The sequence below is a fragment of the Neptuniibacter sp. 2_MG-2023 genome, assembly GCF_030547495.1.
In the GTDB taxonomy this organism is placed as follows: Bacteria; Pseudomonadota; Gammaproteobacteria; order Pseudomonadales; family Balneatricaceae; genus Neptuniibacter.
The window spans coordinates 42,443-62,263 of the sequence record NZ_JAUOQC010000008.1 but is presented as its reverse complement, the minus strand read 5'-3'; the positions used below and the strand labels follow the sequence as shown (position 1 = coordinate 62,263).

Genomic DNA, 19,821 nt, shown 5'->3' with positions numbered 1-19,821 from the left:
AACAAGGATTTTCTTCGAGGATAACATGCGTAACGTAAACACTTATGATGTTCAGTCTGAACAATCAGTTTTACAAACGAACAAAGTAATTCGAAATACCTACATGCTACTTGCTATGACGATGGTCGTTAGTGCAATTACAGCAGGCATTTCAATGCTGCTACAAATGCCAATGATCGTTTACTTAGGCAGCTTTATACTTAGTTTTGTTATGTTATTCATTTTGAATAAGAAGCAGAACAGTGCTGCTGCTCTTCCGCTAGTCTTCCTTTTTACCGGCATGATGGGCTTTGGACTAGGCCCAGTCATTAATAACTACCTTGCCATGGCAAATGGTGGGCAGATTGTAATGACAGCGCTTGGCATGACAGGCTTAACCTTTTTTGGTTTATCCGCTTATGTACTGACAAGCAAAAAAGACTTCAGCTTTATGGGAGGCTTTTTAGCAGCAGGTATGATGGTCGCGATTATTGCTATGGTTGCCTTATTTGTATTGCCACTTTTCGGTGTACAGCTAGGCGCCCTACATTTGGCATTCTCCGCTCTTGTCGTATTGCTGATGTGTGGTTTTATCCTTTATGACACAAGCAATATCGTAAACGGTACTTACACAAACTACATTATGGCGACCGTTAGTTTGTATCTAAACATCTACAACCTATTCATTCATCTGCTTAGCCTTGTTGGCGTGCTTAGCGATGACTAATTAAAGTAATAGTATAAAAAAGCCCCGCTTTCTTTGATAAGATAGCGGGGCTTTTTATTTTGTAACTGATGAAAAATAGCGCCTAACTCAGACTTCCAACCAGCAGATACTATGAAATTCTCTTTAATCGTCCATGCCTCACCCTTTAGTGCGCAAACCTCCTCAACCGCTTACCGCTATGCGAAGTGCTTGTTAGAGGAAGGTCATCAAATATTCCGTATTTTTTATTATGGTGATGGCGTGCTCGTGGCTAATCAACAGATTGCGCCTCCTCAAGATGAAACTAACCTTTTAAGCTCCTGGCAGTCGCTTGCTAAAACACATAACTTAGATCTTGTGGTATGTATTGCCGCTGCTGTGAAACGCGGTGTTTTAGACGATAATGAAGCCCAACGATACAATAAAGAAAATGCTAATCTTGCTCTAGGGTTTGAACTATCTGGACTAGGCCAGCTTGCTGAAGCCATTGCGGTTTCAGACCGTGTTATCACTTTTGGGAATTAAGAGATGATTGATAAAAAAAGCATATTAATTATCAACCAATCGGCGCCTTATGGATCAAGCAAGGCAAGAGAGTCTCTTGATGTTGCGCTAACCTGCTCCATTTTTGAAATGCCGGTATCCCTTCTTTTTATCGGTGATGGCTTGTACCAACTCATCAACAACCAATCCCCTGACGCCTTGAGCATGAAAAAACATGAAGCAATGCTCAGTGCTCTACCTATGTATGATATTGAAAATATCTATATAACCGAAGAAGACTTAGAAAGCATAGGCTTAGCTGAAAACGATTTAGCTATACCGGTAACACTTATCCAAAGAGATGCTATTGCATCACTTATCCAACAAAATGATTCTGTACTGACTTTTTGATTATGACTTTACATGTAATTAACAAAACACCCCAGAATAGGTCGCTATACCTAAATATGTTAAATGGCCTCTCCTCTGGCGATGCCGTACTACTTATTGAGGATGCGGTTTATAGCGCCTTAGAAGCTCATCAAAGCATTTTCAAAGCTTTATCGCCTGATGATATTCAACTAAGCGCACTAGAAGCTGACATCCAAGCACGCGGTCTAGAAGATAAACTCTCACCTAGATTTAGCAGCGTTAATGACCAAGGCTTTGTTAAACTAAGCTGTGAACACGACAAAATTGTCAGCTGGTACTAAAACATGCCGATAGAATTTGATGATGAGGGTTATTTGCGTGATTTAAGCGATTGGTCTCCTGAAATGGCTATACAAATTGCTACTACAGAAGGCATTAGCTTAACCGACGCACATTTAGAAATTATCAATGTTGTAAGAGAGTTTTATCAAACTTATCAGCTTTCACCCGCTATGCGTCCGCTAGTAAAAGCCGTTTCCTTGAAACTTGGAAAAGATAAAGGCAAGAGTATCTACTTGATGAAACTATTCCCGGGAAGCCCCGCTAAAATCATTGCCAAGATTGCCGGCCTACCTAAGCCTGACAACTGTATTTAATTAACCCACAAATTATTAGATAAGCTGAAATCCACCCCTGTTTTTTCCATATCTGCGGTTTTCAGCCCCGCTTAGCTAGTCTATGCTTAACAAAGTATATTTCTAAGCTTTTCAATAGTATCCAAGCTATGGGATACTCGAATAAAAGTATAGGACCTTTTTAAAAAGTCATTTTTTAAAGAGACCTTTTGTGTAGTGAATTTGGATGGGTAGAACACCATGGGTTTAGAATCAGCAGCTGAACACCTTCGGAGCTTACAAACAGACCAAGCTTTTCAGCAAAAAGAATCATCTGAGAGCAGACGAAGCAATCAAGAGGAAGTGGTCTACCATCAACTAGCAACATTCAAGGTTGATAATGAGCTTTATGGCATAGATGTAGTCCAAGTTAAGGAAGTTTTGCGTTACAGCGAAATAACTCCCGTTCCCGGCTCTGATGATTATGTCCTAGGTATTATCAATCTACGCGGTAACGTAGTCACGGTTATTGATACACGACTTCTATTTGGGATAGCCGCCCACAAACCAAATGATGATACGCGTATTATCGTGGTTGAATATAACGAACAGGAAGTTGTCGGTTTAGTGGTCGATAGTGCCGATGAGGTTATTAATCTGCCGCAAAATGATATTGATCGAGCCCCTAATGCAACCGGCGAAGAAACCACAAAACGCTTTGTAATGGGTGTGTGCTATTACAATAATATTTTGATTATTTTGTTAGATATATTCAAAATGCTACAAAGCATTACCCCTTTAGATGAAAATGAAGAGGCCTTCTAAACGCCTTTTTAATATATTAAAGGCTGCCAAAGGTAGCCTTTAATTACTGACCTATATGAACAGCTATTTCCCTCCTACTGCCCGCATGGCGATGCTCCCAACAAAACACACCTTGCCACACGCCTAAGCACAATCGCCCATTTTTAATCGGTATAGAAAGAGAACTTGCGGTTAAAGCTGCCTTTATATGCGCGGGCATATCATCAGCGCCTTCAAAGATATGAGTATATAAACTATCACCTTCAGGTACTAAGCGATTAAGCCATTTTTCAAGATCCGCTTGAGCGCTAGGATCTGCATTTTCCTGAATAACTAAACTCGCACTTGTATGCTGAATTAAAAGGTTGCAGATACCATCAGTTACTTTTGAGCGCTCCACTAATAGCTCTAAATCCGATGTAAATTCATATAAACCTTGGCGGCGCGTAATAACCCTAAGCATGTCGACCATAAAAAATGCCCCTTTTTAAAAGGGGCATTTTAGCAAGAATATTGAGTCTATGGCGGTGAGGAATCTACAATCACATAACTCGGTTGGTTGTCATAAACTTACTTTCTACATCAGGGCCTGCATTATCCGCATACAAGGTGACCCCTGAACGTAAACAGATCGATAAATTCTGATGTGATTCTTCTGTTTCTTTAGGTAGAAGGTGCTCAACGATCTCTTTCTCATCAAGCAGCTCTTGCTCAGTCGCTGTCAGACGTTGGCGACTAAACTCCCCTACTTCAATATCATGGACGATTTGATAACGACCATAGTTACAGCGAACAGGGAAGGAATAGAAAATACCTTTAGCAATCCCATAACTACCATCACTTAATATACCCATACTGATAATCTCGCTTGGGTCAGTTCCTAATACCCAATCACGCATCTGGTCAACAATAGCCTGTGCGGCTGAGGCAGCACTTGAAAGCCCGCGAGCTTCGATAATTTCTCCACCACGCTGCTGTACTTTAGGTATAAATTCATCTCTATACCACGCAGTATCAATCTGAGACATAGCGGGTTTGCCAAGAATTGTCGCTTGGTGTAGATCTGGATATTGTGTTGGAGAATGGTTGCCCCAAATCATGATGCCACCTATATCACGCGTAGTCGCACCACAGTGATTGGCAAGGATCCCTTTTGCGCGGTTATGATCTAAACGCGTCAAACATGTAAATTGTGAGGGGCTTAGGTTAGGCGCGTTACGACTGGTAATCAACGCATTCGTATTTGCAGGGTTACCTGTAATTAAAACCTTTACGTCACGGTTAGCAAAATCATTTAACGCTTTGCCTTGGCGAGCAAAGATCGCTGCATTTTCTTCAAGGAGGTCACGTCGTTCCATGCCTGGGCCACGCGGTTTGGCACCGACTAAAAGCGCATAATGTGCGCCTCTGAAGCCCCCTTCAACATTATCATGGAGTGTAATCGTGTGGAGTAAAGGATAAGCACAATCCATCAACTCCATCGCAACGCCGCGTAATGAATCCATTGCGTGAGGTAATTCAATTAATTGAAGGATAACGGGTTGATCTTTGCCCATCATCTCACCAGCGGCTATTTTGAATAACAAGCTATAACTTATTGCACCAGCTGCTCCAGTGACCGCAATACGAACGGGACGTCTCATACCTTATAACCTCGTAGAATATACTTACAACAAATCATTATACTTAATACCAAAGTATAACAATTTGGAGCGGGAATGTAATTAATTCACCTTATAGATAGAAAATATAGCGCTAATCGTCGCTGAAAAGCCAGCAATAAGGATATTTCTTGAAGTGGCTTATAAGCCACGAGAAGACTCGGAACGAAGTGGTATATGATTATCTAGAGAGAGCGCACTATTAATCATGGATAACAATTTCTCCTTATCCCGATTAAGAACCCCCTTTAACACTAAATAATTTGAAGCATGATCGCTTCTGAAAATGGTTTGTTCTAACTCAAGATTGGTTATAAATTGTTCCATCTCTTGTATAAGCTGACGTTGGGATGCCATGACAAAATCATCACCAAATGCTGAAATAAAATCCTCTTCCCCTTGATGAAAAAACAGCACAAGAGTAGCCAAATAGTCTGGCTGAGTCTCATTGACGAGTCTTGCTGAATCAAAAGCATGCTGCTCAGTGTAATTAATGCCACCCATACCATTGATGATCATTACCGATGATTTGATAGCCGCCCCTTTAATTTTATGCAGCGCATCAACTGTTGTTTGGAATGTTTCCCCTTTGTCTATTTTTGAAAGAATCTGATCATTACCGCTTTCTGCACCAATATAAAGTAGCGATAAGCCTAAACGTTTAAGCTCTGCTAGCTCTTCAACGCTCTTATTTTTCAGGTTACGAGGCAAGCAATAAGAGGAAACTCGACTAACCGTTGGCAGGTACTCTTTTATCGCCAGCAGAATGTCTTTGAGGCGTTCAAAGGAGAGCGCCATTGCATCACCATCAGCTAAAAAGACACGCCTTACGCCCGCGAGGGATTGCGCACAACGCTTAAGATCCTCAACGATCTCTTGCTGGGCTTTAGGTTTGAACTTCTTCTGGGGCTGTGTATACATTTCACAAAAAGTACACCGATTCCAACTGCACCCATTTGTTACCTGCAATATTAGCGAATTGGCCTCACTCGGAGGACGAAAGACAGGTTCTATATAATTAATGGGTGGATATAGATGCATTTTATCTCTGTGCTTGATTAAACAAGGTATAAAAGTTTTCGCGGGTGGCTTCGGCTACCGCTTCCACGCTAATGCCTTTCAAATCCGCTACACATTGAGCAACCTCAACAACGTACTTAGGCTCATTTTTCTTACCGCGGTGAGGAACTGGCGCTAAATAAGGCGAATCTGTCTCGATCAGGATACGATCCAGAGGCACCGCTTTAACGACTTCACGCAAATCGGCCGCATTTTTAAATGTAATAATGCCCGAAAAAGAGATCATATAATTTAGATCAAGCGATGCTTTTGCCATCGCTAAGCTTTCGGTAAAGCAATGCATCACCCCAGCAGAATCTAAATTACCATGAGCCTTAATCAAAGAGATGGTGTCTTGTTGAGCTTCTCGGGTATGGATAATAGTGGGAAGCCCCAATTGACCTGCGGCAAGCAGATGATTTTTGAAGCTCTCTTGTTGCGGCTCTTGTGTGTCTTTTTGGTAGAAATAATCTAGACCCGTTTCACCAATAGCTATGATCTTTTCACGCTCTGCTCGCGCAACAAGATCACCAATACTTACCTGCTCTTCAGATGCACTAAGCGGATGAACACCAACCGAAGCGTAAACCTGCTTATATTTTTCAATAAGGGAATACATAGCATCAAAATTGGCAAGATCAATGGAAACACAAAGCATCTTTTCGACTTTGCGGTCACTTGCCGCCTGAAGCATCTGGGAAAAATCATTGCTGTACGGGGACAGGTCTAGCCTGTCCAAATGGCAGTGCGAATCAATAAACATAGGGAGGGTAACTTAAAGTGCGTTAGTCTTTCGCTCAGAACTTAAAGAGCCTGCAAGGTAGTTTTCAATTTTGTTTATCAACGTTGAATCATCAGTCGATAGCTGAATACCTATACCGGGTGTACGACCACCTTGAGCGCCTTTAGGGGTAACCCAGATAACTTTACCCGTTACCGGTATCTTATCACCCTCTTCCATCAGCTCCAGTAGCATAAAAACTTCTTCACCAAGGTGGTAGGAGCGCAGTGTAGGTATAAATAAACCGCCATTAACAATGTACGGTAAATAAGCCTCATACAACTCTTCTTTGGTTTTTATCGTTAACGATAAAATACCATGGCTTAAACGTGGCACTGCGACCATAAAGCGTTTTCTCCTTAATTGAGCAGTGCAGCCCACTCCAGTAGGATGCATTCAAGCAATAATTGCTTATTAGGGTTTTGCCTTAACAATATAGCTTTGCGCTCTTCATGAACTTTATCTGCTAACTTGAAGATTCTAACGGGGTTAGTTTTTTTAGCAACTGCGTTGATCATATTACGAGCATCATCTTGACGAACAAACTCACTTGATTCACATACAGCCCCTCTCGCGGCGTCAATCAGCAAGCTATAGAACCAGCCTAAAATAAGTTCAATGTTTAGTTTATTCCAGCTTTGTGCGACTTCAAGTGCGGTACGGCGTTGCTTAAGTATATCGGCCAAACCTCTAACAAGCTGCGCCCTCTGCTCATTTAAACCATTATCAATATAAGCTAACGCCTCCATAGGCGCACCTAAATTAATATGAAGTATATTTTTAGCACGCTCTTCATCTAACTCCGCCGCATTCATTAACCAGCTAATCGCTTCAGCTGGAGGATGGCACTCAACATGCTGACAACGACTTTTAATGGTCGGCAATAGCTGCCCCATTTTTGAGGTGATCAGCAAAATCAGCGTATCCCTGCCCGGCTCTTCAAGCATTTTTAATAGAGCATTTGCAGATGCGATATTCATTGAATCCGCAGGGTTAAGCACAACAACTCTATACCCGCCCTGCTGTGCCGTACTGTAAATAAATTCGTTTAATGCTCGAACTTGATCAACTTTTAATTGCTTACCTTGCTCTTCAGGTTCTAGCAAATACAGGTCCGGATGACTACCAGCCAGGTTCAACTCACAAGGCTTACAATGCCCACAAGCTTTACCATTTTCAGGGCTCTGACAAAGTAGATAGTGAGCAAAGGCTTTAGCAAAATCGACTTTACCTATACCTGACATACCATGCAGTAAAAGCGCATGAGGAAGCCGTTTATCTTGATGTAACTGAGCAAGATGTCGAAAGCGATCATTAAACCAAGGATGAATTGATACAAGCTCAGACATAAATCTAATTACCCAAGTACAAACTGACTGCGGATGCTATCTGCTGCTGAACTTCAGGCAATGGAACTGACGCATCAATAATAGCGAAACGCTGAGGCTCATTTTTAGCTCGCTGAAGGTAAGCGTCTCGAACTTTGCTAAAAAAGTCGATTTTTTCTTGTTCAAATCGATCGGGTTCGCTACGCGCAGAAGCGCGCTTCAAACCGACGTCAACATCCAGATCCAATAACAAGGTTAAATCCGGATGAAGACCATGCTGAACCAGTTTTTCTAATAGGCTTATATGCTCGTAATCAATGCCACGTCCACCGCCTTGATAAGCAAAGGTCGCATCAGTGAAACGATCACTGATCACCCAAGCACCTCGATCTAATGCGGGACGAATGACGTTTTCTATATGCTGAGCCCTAGCGGCAAACATCAGTAAAAGCTCAGTATCTTCGCTTACACGCTCATCACGTGGACTCAGTAAAAGTGCGCGCAACTCCTCAGCGAGTGGTGTACCACCTGGCTCTCGCGTCAACACAATCTCGATCCCACGCGCTTCCAGAAGGTTGCATAGGAAATCAATATTCGTCGATTTACCAACCCCTTCCGTACCTTCAACAGTGATAAAGCGGCCTCGCTGAACTCTAGTCATATATTCCTGTTTATTATTTACGGTGATGAACGATAATCTTTACGACGCGACAACTGGTACTTTTTCACTGCATTATTGTGTTCTCTAAGCGTTGAAGAAAAGTAATGGCTTCCATCACCTTTTGCAACAAAATAGAGTGCTTTGCCCTCTTTAGGGTGAAGTGCCGCAGTAATCGCATCAGGCCCAACCATAGCAATAGGCGTTGGCGGCAGTCCTGAAATAGTATAGGTATTATAAGGTGTCGGCTTACGTAGATCTGAACGACGTATATTACCTTTGTAATTATCTCCCATACCGTAGATAACCGTAGGATCCGTCTGTAAACGCATACCTATATTTAAACGACGCACAAACACACCGGCAATAATTGGCCTTTCATCAGCACGTGCCGTCTCTTTTTCAACAATCGAAGCCATGATCAAGGCTTCATACGCTGATTGATAAGGCAGTTTTTTATCTCGAGACGCCCACTGTTGCTCTAACCGATCAACAAGCATTTTATGCGACCGTTTGAGTAATGCAAAAGCTGAACTGTTTTTTTCAAAACTATAGGTTTCAGCAAGAAAGAGGCCTTCAAGATGTTTATATTCTGTATCTAGCTGCTCGAGTAACTGTTCTGGCGAAAGCCCTTCAATATCGTTATTTAAATATTGATTTGACTGTAGCGCGGCCAATAGCTGCTTATAATTACTACCTTCGACAATTGTGAAATTGTAATTTATCGAGCGCCCTGAGGTTATTTTCTTCAATAACATGACAGGCGTCATATCGGAGGTTAAGTGGTATTCGCCCGCTTTAATTTTTCTGCCAAGCCCTGTTTGACGAGCATAGAGCTTAAGATAATAAATATTTATATTATCATTTTTAGCTTTAAGTTTATTGACCAAGCCATTGAAAGATAATCCTTTATCTACGACAACAACTTCATTCTCAGAAAAATTCAAAGGCGTGGCGATATAAAGTTTAAAATCACTATACAACCAATATGCAGCAGCAACGGCAATCAATAGTACGCAAGCAATAACAGATAATATTTTTCTCAACTACTTAACTTCCTGAGCTAATAAAAGGCGAATAATCTCTCAAATTCAATCTAACTCTCGAGCAAGAATTGATTGCAGCTTTCGAGTCATGGAACCGATCTTATAATGATTACGATCTAAAGCAATAATTGGCCAGATACCAATCAGACTATTACAAACAAATGCTTCACTCGCTTCACTCAAAACAGATGGGGCAAAGCGCCCTTCCACAACCCTTATATCTTCTCTCTGCAATAGAGAGATAATATGATCGCGCATCACACCTTTAACCCCACAACGATCAATAAGCGGTGTCTGAAGCTCTCCTGTTGCGGAATTCAACCAAAATAGATTACTCATTGTACCTTCAACCACAAACCCTTCTGAATCTAACATAATGCCTTCTGCAATATTAGGATCATGCCACTCATTACGGGCCATTACTTGATCTAAACGGTTCAGATGCTTTAATTGCGCCAACGCAGGGTTGAGAGGCAAACGATAGTTACACAACCGGGTAGCAATACCTCGATCAGCCCTATCATTATTTATCACTCGATCCGTTAGCGTCACAACACGGGTCGCTGAAACCTCTTGAGGGGGCATATAACCGCGAATCCCATCTCCCCTTGTCACGATCAGCTTGAGTGTTTGATCTCCCTCAAACGGCAGTAGAGCAAGATCTGATTCAATTGCAGACTCTATTCCTTCGGGAAACCCTAGCCTTTCTAAGCTAGAACGCATACGGCTTAAGTGCTGAGACAGAAGCTGTGGGCGCCCATCTACAACAGCAATCGTTTCAAATACCCCATCGCCGTAACAAATCCCCCGATCAGCAACTTTTATCTGATCAGTAGAAATACCATTTACCCAAGCAGCCTGCATAACTTACCTAATAAACAATTAAATTTTCTTAAAGAGTAGTGATGCGTTAGTCCCGCCAAAGCCAAAGGAATTGGATAAAGCTGCCTCTATAACACACGCTTGCGGCGTATGAGGCACATAATTCAGATCACAGCCTTCAGATGGTTGATCTAAATTAATAGTTGCTGGTGCGATTTGATGCTTCAAGGCTTTTATACAGAATATAGCTTCAACAGCGCCCGCAGCACCGAGTAGATGCCCTATCATTGATTTTGTTGAACTCATCCGAACACTATCAGCCGCACTCCCTAAAACCTGTTTAGCTGCATTAGATTCAGCCACATCACCTGCGGGAGTCGAAGTGCCATGCGCATTAATATAATGGATTTTATCTAATGAAATTTTAGCATCAGCAATTGAGTTGCTCATCGCTAATGCAGCCCCTTCTCCCGATTCAGGCGGCGCGGTCATATGATATGCATCATCACTCATACCAAAACCAGCCAACTCGCAATAGATCTCTGCGCCTCTCCCTTTAGCATGTTCATACTCCTCAAGAACAAGTATGCCAGCGCCATCGCCAAGAACAAAACCATCACGATCTTTATCCCAAGGACGACTAGCCGCTTCAGGATCTTCATTACGCGTCGATAAAGCTCTAGCCGCTGAAAAACCAGCAATGCCTAGAGGTGTTGTCGCCATCTCAGCACCGCCGGCCAACATAACATCTGCATCGCCATATTGAATCATACGCATTGCCTGACCAATATTGTGCGTTCCTGTTGTGCAGGCCGTTGTAATTGCGATATTCGGCCCTTTAAAACCATACTTAATGGCCAAGTTACCGGAAATCATATTAATAATACTACCGGGAACAAAAAAAGGAGAAACTCGACGAGGGCCAGACTGACCCAGTATATCAATGTTCTTCTCGATCATTGGTAAACCACCAATGCCCGAGCCTATTGCGCATCCTATACGCCCAGCATTTTCCTCCGTAACTTCGAAAGCAGCGTCTTCAATCGCTTGTATCCCTGCAGCCAACCCGTACTGGATAAAAAGATCCATTTTACGCGCTTCTTTTTGGCTCACATATTGAGTTACATCGAAGTTTTTAACTGAGGAAGCAAAACGTGTCCCATAGGAGGATGCATCGAAGTGAGTAATAGGTGCCGCACCACTTTTACCTAATAATAACTGAGACCAAGTTTCAGCGACGGTATTACCTATTGGCGTTAACATGCCAATTCCAGTGACAACTACACGCCTATGTGCCATTGAATATCTCCATACACGGAATACAGATGTATAAAATAAGACTGACAGACAAAAGAAAAGCCGCGCTATCTAGGATAGGCGGCTTGTCAGAGATTCGTGCTATTAGCGATTACTGGTGTGCGTTGATGTAATCGATTGCTAGCTGAACTGTAGTGATTTTCTCAGCTTCTTCGTCTGGGATCTCTGTTTCGAATTCTTCTTCTAGAGCCATTACTAACTCAACAGTGTCTAGGGAGTCAGCGCCCAGATCTTCAACGAAAGAAGCTTCTTGAGTAACTTCTTCTTCTTTAACACCCAACTGCTCTGCGATGATCTTTTTTACGCGCTCTTCAATGCTGCTCATATCTCTTCCTATCTTCTTATTAACACCATATACCGATTTAGCATACGGAAAGAAATTTTATTAAAAGCATTTCAGCCAACCAAGTTAACTTAAACCTAACTCAGCTAAAATGAAAACATTCTCTACCTGACGGCACATTATCAACATTTCGAGGAAAAAAACAATTCCCCTAGGCCGCTTTTAGCCCATATACATGCCACCATTGACCTGAATCGACTCTCCAGTCACATATCCACCACTTTCGCTGGCTAAAAAACCAACAACTGATGCAATTTCTTCTGGTCGCCCAAGACGATTCAGAGGAATCTGTGATTTCAACGCTTCTTTATGCTCATCAGCAAGCCCACTGGTCATATCTGTATCGATGAACCCAGGCGCTACACAGTTTACCGTAATGTTACGGGAACCTACTTCTCGAGCCAAAGCACGGGTAAAGCCTTCCATGCCTGATTTAGCGGCCGCATAGTTAGCCTGCCCAGCGTTACCCATAGATGCAACGACTGAACTGACGCTTATAATACGCCCCCAGCGAGCTTTAGTCATGCCTCTTAGGCAGCCTTTGACCAAGCGAAAAACAGAATTAAGATTAGTATTTAAAACTGAATCCCATTCATCGTCTTTCATACGCATTAAGATATTATCACGAGTAATACCTGCATTATTAACAAGTATCTCGATTGTACCGAAATCTGTTTGTACTGTTTTAAGCACATCGGCAACGGAGTCACTACTTGCAACATCCAAAACTAAGCCCGTACCTTTAATACCCGATTCGGATAGATACTCGCCAATGGATGTAGCGCCATTTTCACTTGTTGCAGTGCCAATAACAACCGCACCCTGCTTACCCAGCTCGAGCGCAATCGCTTTACCTATACCGCGTGTTGCGCCGCTTACAAGCGCTACCTTACCTTCAATACTCATTCTTATTATTCCTTGCTCGTACGATTATGCATTAAGCGCTTTTTCAAGGCCCGCCGCATCATTAATCGCAGCTACGATCAGAGGTCTATGAATCTTTTTGTTCAGACCCGATAATACTTTACCTGGCCCACATTCTAGTGCGTTTTCAATACCTTGCGCGACCATATTTTGAACACTTTTGGTCCAAAGTACAGGGCTATACAGCTGACTTAACAGATTTTCTTTTAGCTCATCCACTGATGAGGGTACTTTCGCCGTCGTGTTTTGTAAAACCTGAATTTTCGGCATACGAACTTCAATATTTGATAGTTCAATCGCCATCTGCTCAGCGGCAGGTCTCATTAAATCACAATGAGAGGGAACACTTACAGGTAAAGGAATTGCTCTTTTTGCACCCGCTTCTTTACAATTCACGATAGCGCGAGCAACGGCATCTTTATGACCTGCAATAACAACCTGACCTGGACAGTTGTAATTTACAGGAGAAACTACTTCACCCTGCTCCGCATCTTTACAAGCACGCGCAATAGCAGCATCTTCAAGACCAAGAATGGCAGCCATAGCACCGGCGCCCGCAGGAACAGCCGTTTGCATGAATTCACCGCGCATTTTCACAAGTTTCACGCCATCCGCAAAACTAATAGCACCAGCACAAACCAATGCTGTGTACTCTCCTAGACTATGACCCGCAAGAACAGTAGGCATTTCACCCCCCATCTCCTGCCAAAGTCGCCACAAAGCCACACCAGCCGTTAACAACGCAGGCTGGGTTTTATCTGTCCGATCTAGATCTTCTGAAGGACCATTCTGAACAAGCTCCCATAGGTCATAACCTAGAACCTCAGATGCTTCAGCAAAGGTATCGGTAATCACAGGATGAGATTCTGCTAATTCAGCAAGCATTCCCTGTTGTTGGGAGCCTTGTCCCGGAAAAACAAAAGCGAGTTTTTGCGACATGATTTCCTCAAATCGACAATAAAATTAATAGCAAGCCTGCGGATTGATAAAAGAACACAGGCCAAAGGGGCGTAGTTTACAACATTACGAGGTAATTAAAACCGCTATAAAGCGAATCAAGCAAGCTTATGCTCAATTTCATTGCATATCTTACTTGGAAGGTTTTGCTCTACTTCGGCTACAGCTTGATCTAGAGCATAACCAAAACAGGTTTTATTAGCTGCCCCATGACTCTTGATAACAATTCCTTGCAAACCTAACAAGCTTGCACCATTGCGTCGTGATGGATCCAACTGCTGCTTTATTTCACTTAAAATCGGACTAGCAAGAAAGGCTAATACTTTACGATACAGGCCTTTTTTAAAACTCGATTGGAATTTATGGCTCATTAATCGCGCTAAGCCTTCACTACTTTTAAGCGCTATATTACCGACAAAACCATCACAAACAACAACATCGGCTTTGCCTTTATATATATCGTCCCCTTCAATGTAGCCTATATAATTAAGACCACCCTTCTCCTCAATTAAGCGAGAAGCAAGCTTAACCTGCTCATTACCTTTAACTTCCTCGGCACCTATATTGAGCAAGCCGATTCTAGGCTCAGTTATACCATCCACCGCTTGCACCATCACTGACCCCATTATAGCAAACTGAAGGAGGTGTTCAGCACTGCAATCAACATTAGCGCCAAGATCAAGCATATGGCAATGCCCATCAGCAGTCGGAACAGTTGAAGTAATAGCGGGTCGATCCACATTAGGCAATGTGCGTAATATATACCGCCCCAAAACCATCAAAGCTCCAGTATTCCCAGCGCTGACACACGCCTGCGCCTGCTTATCAGCAACTAACTGAAGGGATTTAAACATTGAAGACTCTTGACCGTTACGAATCGTTAGCGAAGGTTTCGCGCACATTGAGATAGTCTCAGCCGCATGAACAACATCAAGACGACAGGCAATTTCAGAGCTTAATTGGGTCAAAAGAGGGGTAATAGCTTCTTGATGGCCAACAAGTTTGACCGAAAGATGCGGGTAACGTTTTAATGCGTCGATTGTAGCGGGGATCGTAATGCGGGGACCGAAGTCCCCGCCCATCACATCAACTGCAATGGTGTAGTAGGCTGACAATATTACTCGTCATCCTGCTTAATTACTTGTTTGCCACGGTAGAAACCGTCAGCAGATACATGGTGACGAAGGTGCGTTTCACCTGTAGTTGCTTCTACAGATAGAGTCGGGTTACCTAGCGCATCGTGTGAACGACGCATATCGCGACGGGAACGTGACTTCTTACTTTTCTGAACTGCCATGACTAAATAGCTCCTGGTTCTTTCTATTTGTTATTGGCTTTTAATTGCGCCAACACACTAAATGGATTCGGTTTATCGTTGTTTTCTGCCACTGCCCCGGCATCGCCGTATGAAGTTTTGATCGAGCAATCTTCATGATAAGCATCATGAGGAAGGCTTAAAATCAACTCTTCTTCAACCACAGAAAGCAACTCAATCTCTTCATCCCCTACTATCAGAGGATCATAAATGCGAGGAAGCTGTTTTGCAGCATCCTCACTGGCAGCAAGGCCAAGATTAAAATCTACCTCTACGGCAACCTCTACTGGATCTAAGCAACGTTGACACGTCATGAAAACATGACCTTCAGCGCTGCCAGTAATGGTACGAATACGCTGTTCATCAACAGCAAACTGGAGATCGACATCAATAGAGCCTTCTGTACCAATCAATGATTGGCAAAGTATAGGCATCCTATCTAAGGCGACTGCACCTGTTATCCGCACTTCCCGCTCAGCAAGTTTTCGCGGGTCTACTTTGTTAGGTAATGGACCGTTTGACATAAGCGCGCAATTCTAGGGCTCGAAAACCCATCTGTCAAAGACTTTGGGGTTTAATTATGTAATAAAACCGCTAATATTCGAGCCTTCATACATTAACGGTTAAAAAAAGACATGAGAAACCTGATTTTAGCATCTAGTTCACCGTTTCGTCGTCAAATTTTAGACAAACTACAGCTTAAATACGCCTGTATTTCTCCAGATATAGATGAATCACCTCTAGCTAATGAAACACCCGAGAATCTCGTTGCACGATTAGCCATAGAAAAAGCACAAAAAGTAGCCAAAACTGAGCCCGATAGTTTAATCATAGGCTCCGACCAAGTCGCTGTTTTAGGCAATGAAATTTTAGGCAAGCCCCATACTCATGAAAATGCAGTCAAACAGCTACAAAAACTATCAGGCCACACCGTTACTTTTTTAACAGGCCTAGCCCTGATTAATTCAAAAAGTGGCAAGGTTCAAAGCGAAACGGTGCCATTTAAAGTTGTTTTTAGAACATTAACTGATGAGATGATTGAACATTACCTGCACGCAGAGCAACCCTACAATTGCGCAGGCAGTTTTAAATCAGAGGCACTCGGCATCGTATTATTTGAACGTTTAGAAGGCGAAGATCCGAATACCCTGATCGGCCTACCGTTAATTCGTTTAGTGCGTATGCTGGAAAAAGAGGGATTCAATGTCCTGTAATGCTAAAATTTAACTGCTAACAGAGTGTTAGGTAAAAAAAATGGAGGGCTTAGCCCTCCATTTTTTCTCATAAGCCCGCTAATTAGCGTAGCTGCGCACCCTGACTTAAGCCCAACTGTGTACTTATCGCCTTGGTAAAACTAACACCAAGCTCATCCACAATCTGCTTCCATGGTTGACGTTTTGGTGTGTAGTCGACAAGCTTTTCAACTTTAACGACTTCTCGTGCCACTGAACTCGTACTACCTAAGCCATCAATAAGCCCTAAGTCAACGGCCTGTTCACCCGTCCACACAAGCCCACTAAACAAACGTGGATCGTCTTTTAAGCGATCACCACGCCCCTGCTTAACTTGATCAATAAACTGCTTATGCGTGGTATTAAGTACGCTTTGCCAAAATTCTTTTTCGGCTTCATTACTTGGAGAGTAAGGATCAAGAAAAGCCTTATGCTCACCTGCAGTATAAAGACGGCGTTCAACCCCTACTTTATCCATAAGGTCAACAAAACCAAATCCACCTGCCACAACGCCAATAGAGCCTACTAAACTTGCTTTATCTGCATAGATAGCATCCGATGCCGCCGCTATATAATAAGCCCCTGACGCACCAATATCCGCAATAACAGAATAGAGAGGCTTCTCTGGGTGCATCGTGCGAAGACGCTTAATCTCATCATAGATATAGCCTGCTTGAACAGGGCTACCGCCAGGACTATTTATACGCAAAATAACCGCTTTTGCATTATCTTCATCAAAAGCTTCACGAAGTGACCAAATAATCGCATCGGCACTCGCCTCATCATCAGCACTAATTGGCCCTTTAACTTCTATAACGGCAGTATGTGCTTCAAGCGAGGAGCTTTTTTCTAAATCATTATTAAAAAGTAGAAGCCCCATCAACGCAAACAGGTACCCAAAAGTCAGAAATTTAAAGAAGATCCCCCAGCGGCGAGCTCTACGCTGTTCAACAAACATCCCATTTAAGAGTTTCTCTATAAGCTTCCACTCTTTTTTACTTGAGGAGTCCTGTTTAGCATTCTCTACCGCTTTACCTAATTTACTATTCGCATCTATATCAGATTGAGTATCACTTACTGAATCATTAATAGCTTCGGCCTCTGACGCTTGGCCTTTTTTTTCATTCCATGGATTATCAGACACAAATCACTCCTGTTAGGCAAAAGCGCCTTTACTATCTAACCAATGCTCCAGTTCTGGAAAGTTGTCCACCTCCAAAACAGGATCAAAACCTTTTAAACGATCAATATGATGCGCACCATAACTTACCGCAATCACATCCATACCTGCTCGTTTACCCATCTCGAGATCATATTCCGTATCGCCTATCATTATCGCTTCAGAGGCAAGCACCCCTGTTTCAGCTAATATCTCTTCCAACATAAGAGGGTTAGGTTTAGATATAGTTTCATCCGCACAACGCGAAATTTCAAAAAGGTAAGCCAGACCCGTTTGAGCAAAAGCTCTATCTAAACCACGACGACTTTTGCCCGTTGCAACCGCCATACGCATCCCCTTAGCATGCATACTCTCTAAAGTATTTTGCACACCCGGAAACAAAGGGGTTGGGGTTTCATTAACGCCTAAGAAATGATGACCATACTGAACACGCATCAGCTCAATACCAGAATCATCTATATCTGGAATCAGTATTCTGATCGCCTCAGGTAAGCCTAGGCCGATAATATTCATCACAGAAGCACTGGATGGCACGGGAAAATCACAATCAAGCGCTGCCGCTTGCATGCTAGAAATGATACGTGCAGTTGAATCAATAACCGTACCATCCCAATCAAAAATCAATAACTTATACACAAAACTCCCTTGAGCCATCTTAATTAGTGAGAATACATCTATATATAGGACTGAGCGTAAACTTCAAGCAAACTTATTAATTCTTGACCTATATCTTGCTTTACTTAAGTGACGTAACGTATATTTTAGGAACTTATCCCTAAAAAAAGTTAAAAATGCAATTAAGTCGATTTACCGATTATACACTTCGCGTGCTTTTCTATGCTGCTATTCATAATGACCGTCTCGTCACACTTTCAGAGATAGCTAACTACTATGATATATCTATTGAACATCTTAGAAAGGTTGTACATGCTTTAGCTAAATCGGGCTACTTAGCCACATTTCGCGGAAAAAAAGGCGGCATAAAATTAGCGCAAGCAACAGCAGAAATAAACCTTGCTGACATTGTTAATCAATCAGAAGGCTCACAGCCGTTAATTAACTGTGCGGAACAAACCTGCTGCCTGACCAATCAATGCTCACTCCAAGAGGTCTTAGTAGAGGCCCAGCAAGCATTTATAAAAGTATTGGAAAAATACACCCTTGAAGATCTGTTAACTAATCCTAAAATGCGCACACTTCTCATTGCTCGCAGCGCAGGGTAACTCCCCTCTCAAACAGTTAAACATTGACCACGCAAAACACTAAGGCCATAAAAATAAACCTAGAAAAAAGCCCAAGCTTGAAATAAAAAAATCTCAAACACGGGCTTTTAAAAATAACTGACAACTTAGCCTTCTGATACGTCAAGCTTTTCAGGTGAGATCAATACGCCATTGTTATCAGCATATACATACTCTCCAGGGTGGAACGTTACACCGCCAAAGGTTAGGCTTACATTAAGTTCACCCAACCCTTTTTTATCAGTTTTCATCGGATGTGCCCCCAACGCCTGAACTCCAATATTAAGATCAGCAATCGCGTTAACATCACGGATACAACCGTAGATAATAATGCCTTCCCAGCCATTAACCGTCGCTTTTTCAGCTAGCATGTCACCCAACATGGCTTTACGCATAGAACCGCCACCGTCAACAACGAGCACTTTACCTTTACCTGGAAGCGCAACCTGTTCACGAACTAAAGAGTTATCTTCAAATGCTTTTAGCGTGACAATTTCACCCCCAAAACGCTCTTTACCACCAAAATTACCAAACATTGGCTCTACGACCTGTACCAGGTCTGGGAATTGATCACATAGTTCAGGCAATAGATCTTCCACGGTTAGCTCCTTAATTGAGTTTTGTGCGCAGCAACTATACTGCAAGGCTTAAAGTAAAAAATGTATATTCGCCGATTCATTGTGCAATTGCACTACAACTTAGGCAGGAATTTAAGGGTCATTAGTTGAAATAAGCTTTAGAAGAATAAAATCACCCGCTGCTCATTCGGCCATAAGCAACCTCAACGTTACAGATCAATACTTACTAAAAAAGCAGCAACCTAGACCCTGCTATTGTGCACTATGCACAGAATCTACGATAAATATGATCTCTTCTTCAATCGTAAAAAAACAACCTAGCAAAATTCATTTATGACCAAGCGAAGGTTTTTAATGACGTAAAACCCCAATAATCACTGACCACAAACAGGAGGTTAGGCACCCTCAATCGAAACCCTCT

At 42.5% G+C, this 19,821-nt stretch carries 27 protein-coding genes; 8 read left to right on the top strand and 19 right to left on the bottom strand.

Annotated features, from left to right (window positions below):
* The first annotated feature begins 25 nt into the window (after positions 1–25).
* The 6 genes from Q4486_RS09435 to Q4486_RS09410 all read left to right on the top strand — a co-directional run bounded on the left by Q4486_RS09435 (position 26) and on the right by Q4486_RS09410 (position 2,979).
* Entirely contained in the window at positions 26–706 is a 681-nt protein-coding gene (locus tag Q4486_RS09435; protein WP_067864803.1) for a Bax inhibitor-1/YccA family protein, read from the top strand.
* 111 nt (positions 707–817) lie between these two features.
* Positions 818–1,210, top strand: coding sequence for a sulfurtransferase complex subunit TusD (tusD, locus tag Q4486_RS09430; protein WP_303519190.1), 393 nt, complete (start codon positions 818–820; stop codon positions 1,208–1,210).
* A gap of 3 nt (positions 1,211–1,213) precedes the next feature.
* Positions 1,214–1,579: a sulfurtransferase complex subunit TusC gene (tusC, locus tag Q4486_RS09425; protein WP_303519188.1), complete on the top strand. Its 366-nt coding sequence runs from the start codon at positions 1,214–1,216 to the stop codon at positions 1,577–1,579.
* Positions 1,580–1,581: 2 nt separating this feature from the next.
* Positions 1,582–1,881, top strand: a complete 300-nt coding sequence (gene tusB / locus Q4486_RS09420) for a sulfurtransferase complex subunit TusB (protein ID WP_303417940.1) — start codon at positions 1,582–1,584, stop codon at positions 1,879–1,881.
* 3 nt (positions 1,882–1,884) lie between these two features.
* Positions 1,885–2,196: a TusE/DsrC/DsvC family sulfur relay protein gene (locus Q4486_RS09415; protein ID WP_303417938.1), complete on the top strand. Its 312-nt coding sequence runs from the start codon at positions 1,885–1,887 to the stop codon at positions 2,194–2,196.
* 219 nt (positions 2,197–2,415) lie between these two features.
* A complete protein-coding gene (locus tag Q4486_RS09410) occupies positions 2,416–2,979 on the top strand; it encodes a chemotaxis protein CheW (RefSeq protein WP_303417936.1) in 564 nt (187 codons plus the stop codon).
* A 43-nt stretch (positions 2,980–3,022) separates the two neighbouring features.
* Here Q4486_RS09410 and Q4486_RS09405 read toward each other — a convergent pair whose 3' ends face one another.
* From Q4486_RS09405 to Q4486_RS09330, 16 genes are all read right to left on the bottom strand, one after another.
* Positions 3,023–3,430: a secondary thiamine-phosphate synthase enzyme YjbQ gene (locus tag Q4486_RS09405; protein WP_303417934.1), complete on the bottom strand. Its 408-nt coding sequence runs from the start codon at positions 3,428–3,430 to the stop codon at positions 3,023–3,025.
* A 70-nt stretch (positions 3,431–3,500) separates the two neighbouring features.
* Positions 3,501–4,601, bottom strand: coding sequence for a malate dehydrogenase (locus Q4486_RS09400; protein ID WP_303417932.1), 1,101 nt, complete (start codon positions 4,599–4,601; stop codon positions 3,501–3,503).
* 159 nt (positions 4,602–4,760) lie between these two features.
* A complete protein-coding gene (locus tag Q4486_RS09395) occupies positions 4,761–5,660 on the bottom strand; it encodes a radical SAM protein (RefSeq protein WP_303417930.1) in 900 nt (299 codons plus the stop codon).
* 1 nt (position 5,661) lies between these two features.
* The gene (locus tag Q4486_RS09390) at positions 5,662–6,441 is read right to left on the bottom strand and encodes a TatD family hydrolase (protein WP_303519187.1); all 780 of its coding nucleotides are present in this window, start codon (positions 6,439–6,441) and stop codon (positions 5,662–5,664) included.
* 12 nt (positions 6,442–6,453) lie between these two features.
* Positions 6,454–6,804, bottom strand: coding sequence for a PilZ domain-containing protein (locus Q4486_RS09385; RefSeq protein WP_303417926.1), 351 nt, complete (start codon positions 6,802–6,804; stop codon positions 6,454–6,456).
* 14 nt (positions 6,805–6,818) lie between these two features.
* Positions 6,819–7,808 (bottom strand): DNA polymerase III subunit delta', encoded by a 990-nt coding sequence (locus Q4486_RS09380; RefSeq protein ID WP_303519185.1) that lies wholly within the window; start codon positions 7,806–7,808, stop codon positions 6,819–6,821.
* Positions 7,809–7,812: 4 nt separating this feature from the next.
* The gene (gene tmk, locus Q4486_RS09375; protein ID WP_303519184.1) at positions 7,813–8,448 is read right to left on the bottom strand and encodes a dTMP kinase; all 636 of its coding nucleotides are present in this window, start codon (positions 8,446–8,448) and stop codon (positions 7,813–7,815) included.
* Positions 8,449–8,465: 17 nt separating this feature from the next.
* Positions 8,466–9,491, bottom strand: coding sequence for an endolytic transglycosylase MltG (gene mltG / locus Q4486_RS09370; RefSeq protein ID WP_303519183.1), 1,026 nt, complete (start codon positions 9,489–9,491; stop codon positions 8,466–8,468).
* A 45-nt stretch (positions 9,492–9,536) separates the two neighbouring features.
* Complete coding sequence (gene pabC, locus Q4486_RS09365; RefSeq protein ID WP_303519182.1) at positions 9,537–10,355, bottom strand: aminodeoxychorismate lyase; 819 nt, start codon at positions 10,353–10,355, stop codon at positions 9,537–9,539.
* Between the two features lie 18 nt (positions 10,356–10,373).
* Complete coding sequence (gene fabF / locus Q4486_RS09360) at positions 10,374–11,612, bottom strand: beta-ketoacyl-ACP synthase II (RefSeq protein ID WP_303417916.1); 1,239 nt, start codon at positions 11,610–11,612, stop codon at positions 10,374–10,376.
* A 109-nt stretch (positions 11,613–11,721) separates the two neighbouring features.
* Positions 11,722–11,955 carry an acyl carrier protein gene (gene acpP, locus Q4486_RS09355; RefSeq protein WP_067864849.1) on the bottom strand — a complete coding sequence of 78 codons (234 nt, stop codon included), beginning with the start codon at positions 11,953–11,955 and terminating at the stop codon, positions 11,722–11,724.
* Positions 11,956–12,135: 180 nt separating this feature from the next.
* Positions 12,136–12,879 (bottom strand): 3-oxoacyl-ACP reductase FabG, encoded by a 744-nt coding sequence (gene fabG / locus Q4486_RS09350; RefSeq protein ID WP_303417912.1) that lies wholly within the window; start codon positions 12,877–12,879, stop codon positions 12,136–12,138.
* 24 nt (positions 12,880–12,903) lie between these two features.
* On the bottom strand, positions 12,904–13,836 hold the full coding sequence (gene fabD, locus Q4486_RS09345) for an ACP S-malonyltransferase (protein WP_303417910.1): 933 nt from the start codon (positions 13,834–13,836) through the stop codon (positions 12,904–12,906).
* A 116-nt stretch (positions 13,837–13,952) separates the two neighbouring features.
* Positions 13,953–14,969: a phosphate acyltransferase PlsX gene (plsX, locus tag Q4486_RS09340; RefSeq protein WP_303417908.1), complete on the bottom strand. Its 1,017-nt coding sequence runs from the start codon at positions 14,967–14,969 to the stop codon at positions 13,953–13,955.
* 2 nt (positions 14,970–14,971) lie between these two features.
* Entirely contained in the window at positions 14,972–15,151 is a 180-nt protein-coding gene (gene rpmF, locus Q4486_RS09335) for a 50S ribosomal protein L32 (RefSeq protein WP_067986107.1), read from the bottom strand.
* Between the two features lie 23 nt (positions 15,152–15,174).
* A complete protein-coding gene (locus Q4486_RS09330; protein ID WP_303417905.1) occupies positions 15,175–15,693 on the bottom strand; it encodes a YceD family protein in 519 nt (172 codons plus the stop codon).
* A gap of 111 nt (positions 15,694–15,804) precedes the next feature.
* Here Q4486_RS09330 and Q4486_RS09325 point away from each other — a divergent pair, with 111 nt between their 5' ends.
* Complete coding sequence (locus tag Q4486_RS09325) at positions 15,805–16,383, top strand: nucleoside triphosphate pyrophosphatase (RefSeq protein ID WP_303417903.1); 579 nt, start codon at positions 15,805–15,807, stop codon at positions 16,381–16,383.
* 82 nt (positions 16,384–16,465) lie between these two features.
* On the opposite strand, the gene sppA is transcribed toward Q4486_RS09325, so the two are convergent.
* The gene (sppA, locus tag Q4486_RS09320) at positions 16,466–17,458 is read right to left on the bottom strand and encodes a signal peptide peptidase SppA (RefSeq protein ID WP_303519277.1); all 993 of its coding nucleotides are present in this window, start codon (positions 17,456–17,458) and stop codon (positions 16,466–16,468) included.
* A gap of 99 nt (positions 17,459–17,557) precedes the next feature.
* Complete coding sequence (locus Q4486_RS09315) at positions 17,558–18,217, bottom strand: HAD-IA family hydrolase (RefSeq protein ID WP_303417901.1); 660 nt, start codon at positions 18,215–18,217, stop codon at positions 17,558–17,560.
* A gap of 155 nt (positions 18,218–18,372) precedes the next feature.
* Between Q4486_RS09315 and Q4486_RS09310 the strand changes: the two genes are divergently transcribed.
* Positions 18,373–18,804 (top strand): Rrf2 family transcriptional regulator, encoded by a 432-nt coding sequence (locus tag Q4486_RS09310; protein ID WP_303417899.1) that lies wholly within the window; start codon positions 18,373–18,375, stop codon positions 18,802–18,804.
* A gap of 125 nt (positions 18,805–18,929) precedes the next feature.
* On the opposite strand, the gene rraA is transcribed toward Q4486_RS09310, so the two are convergent.
* Positions 18,930–19,421, bottom strand: a complete 492-nt coding sequence (rraA, locus tag Q4486_RS09305; protein WP_303417897.1) for a ribonuclease E activity regulator RraA — start codon at positions 19,419–19,421, stop codon at positions 18,930–18,932.
* Positions 19,422–19,821: the final 400 nt, after the last annotated feature.

Excerpts from the sequence above, each read along its gene's own strand:
- Q4486_RS09435 (WP_067864803.1), top strand. The coding sequence starts at position 26 with ATGCGTAACGTAAACACTTATGATGTTCAGTCTGAACAATCAGTTTTA.
- tusD (WP_303519190.1), top strand. The coding sequence starts at position 818 with ATGAAATTCTCTTTAATCGTCCATGCCTCACCCTTTAGTGCGCAAACC.
- tusC (WP_303519188.1), top strand. The coding sequence starts at position 1,214 with ATGATTGATAAAAAAAGCATATTAATTATCAACCAATCGGCGCCTTAT.
- tusB (WP_303417940.1), top strand. The coding sequence starts at position 1,582 with ATGACTTTACATGTAATTAACAAAACACCCCAGAATAGGTCGCTATAC.
- Q4486_RS09415 (WP_303417938.1), top strand. The coding sequence starts at position 1,885 with ATGCCGATAGAATTTGATGATGAGGGTTATTTGCGTGATTTAAGCGAT.
- Q4486_RS09410 (WP_303417936.1), top strand. The coding sequence starts at position 2,416 with ATGGGTTTAGAATCAGCAGCTGAACACCTTCGGAGCTTACAAACAGAC.
- Q4486_RS09405 (WP_303417934.1), bottom strand. The coding sequence starts at position 3,430 with ATGGTCGACATGCTTAGGGTTATTACGCGCCGCCAAGGTTTATATGAA.
- Q4486_RS09400 (WP_303417932.1), bottom strand. The coding sequence starts at position 4,601 with ATGAGACGTCCCGTTCGTATTGCGGTCACTGGAGCAGCTGGTGCAATA.
- Q4486_RS09395 (WP_303417930.1), bottom strand. The coding sequence starts at position 5,660 with ATGCATCTATATCCACCCATTAATTATATAGAACCTGTCTTTCGTCCT.
- Q4486_RS09390 (WP_303519187.1), bottom strand. The coding sequence starts at position 6,441 with ATGTTTATTGATTCGCACTGCCATTTGGACAGGCTAGACCTGTCCCCG.
- Q4486_RS09385 (WP_303417926.1), bottom strand. The coding sequence starts at position 6,804 with ATGGTCGCAGTGCCACGTTTAAGCCATGGTATTTTATCGTTAACGATA.
- Q4486_RS09380 (WP_303519185.1), bottom strand. The coding sequence starts at position 7,808 with ATGTCTGAGCTTGTATCAATTCATCCTTGGTTTAATGATCGCTTTCGA.
- tmk (WP_303519184.1), bottom strand. The coding sequence starts at position 8,448 with ATGACTAGAGTTCAGCGAGGCCGCTTTATCACTGTTGAAGGTACGGAA.
- pabC (WP_303519182.1), bottom strand. The coding sequence starts at position 10,355 with ATGCAGGCTGCTTGGGTAAATGGTATTTCTACTGATCAGATAAAAGTT.
- fabF (WP_303417916.1), bottom strand. The coding sequence starts at position 11,612 with ATGGCACATAGGCGTGTAGTTGTCACTGGAATTGGCATGTTAACGCCA.
- acpP (WP_067864849.1), bottom strand. The coding sequence starts at position 11,955 with ATGAGCAGCATTGAAGAGCGCGTAAAAAAGATCATCGCAGAGCAGTTG.
- fabG (WP_303417912.1), bottom strand. The coding sequence starts at position 12,879 with ATGAGTATTGAAGGTAAGGTAGCGCTTGTAAGCGGCGCAACACGCGGT.
- fabD (WP_303417910.1), bottom strand. The coding sequence starts at position 13,836 with ATGTCGCAAAAACTCGCTTTTGTTTTTCCGGGACAAGGCTCCCAACAA.
- rpmF (WP_067986107.1), bottom strand. The coding sequence starts at position 15,151 with ATGGCAGTTCAGAAAAGTAAGAAGTCACGTTCCCGTCGCGATATGCGT.
- Q4486_RS09330 (WP_303417905.1), bottom strand. The coding sequence starts at position 15,693 with ATGTCAAACGGTCCATTACCTAACAAAGTAGACCCGCGAAAACTTGCT.
- Q4486_RS09325 (WP_303417903.1), top strand. The coding sequence starts at position 15,805 with ATGAGAAACCTGATTTTAGCATCTAGTTCACCGTTTCGTCGTCAAATT.
- Q4486_RS09310 (WP_303417899.1), top strand. The coding sequence starts at position 18,373 with ATGCAATTAAGTCGATTTACCGATTATACACTTCGCGTGCTTTTCTAT.